We start from the raw sequence: 603 nt of genomic DNA, 5'->3' as shown, positions 1-603 counted from the left end.
GTGGCCGAAGGCGCTCCCCTGCTAAGGGAGTATACCTCAAAAGGGTATCGCGGGTTCGAATCCCGCCCTCTCCGCCATTTTATGAATTGCAGGCTTTGTCAGACGTTAGCTTTTGAATTCAAAAGAAAATATTTGACGATGTAGGAAAAGAGCCTATAATTCGCCCCCACACGCACTCGTAGCTCAGCTGGATAGAGTACTCGGCTACGAACCGAGCGGTCGGAGGTTCGAATCCTCCCGAGTGCGCCATATAAAGAACCCACTGATTTCAGTGGGTTTTTTTTCGTCTGTACATCGATGTTAGAGGTGACAAGGCGGAAAAAATGCGTATAATTCGCCCCCACAACGCACTCGTAGCTCAGCTGGATAGAGTACTCGGCTACGAACCGAGCGGTCGGAGGTTCGAATCCTCCCGAGTGCGCCATATAGAAGACCTGCTGCTTTCAGCAGGTTTTTTTATGTTAGCCGCCAACATGGCGGATGACATGCTAGAAAAAGCGCTTATAATGCGCCCCCCTCAACGCACTCGTAGCTCAGCTGGATAGAGTACTCGGCTACGAACCGAGCGGTCGGAGGTTCGAATCCTCCCGAGTGCGCCATATA

The 603-nt window shown here is 51.6% G+C and carries 3 tRNA genes; all 3 read left to right on the top strand.

Annotation, left to right across the window (positions count from 1 at the left end):
• Positions 1-172 precede the first annotated feature (172 nt).
• The 3 genes from V7756_RS19010 (at position 173) to V7756_RS19000 (ending at position 599) form a co-directional block, all read left to right on the top strand.
• Positions 173-249 (top strand) — tRNA-Arg (locus V7756_RS19010).
• A 98-nt stretch (positions 250-347) separates the two neighbouring features.
• A tRNA-Arg gene (locus V7756_RS19005) sits at positions 348-424 on the top strand.
• 98 nt (positions 425-522) lie between these two features.
• Positions 523-599: transfer RNA gene (locus V7756_RS19000), tRNA-Arg, on the top strand.
• The last annotated feature ends 4 nt before the right edge of the window (positions 600-603 follow it).

This window comes from Halopseudomonas sp., from assembly GCF_036961105.1.
Classification (GTDB): Bacteria; Pseudomonadota; Gammaproteobacteria; order Pseudomonadales; family Pseudomonadaceae; genus Halopseudomonas.
This window is presented reverse-complemented; position numbering and strand designations above follow the sequence as displayed.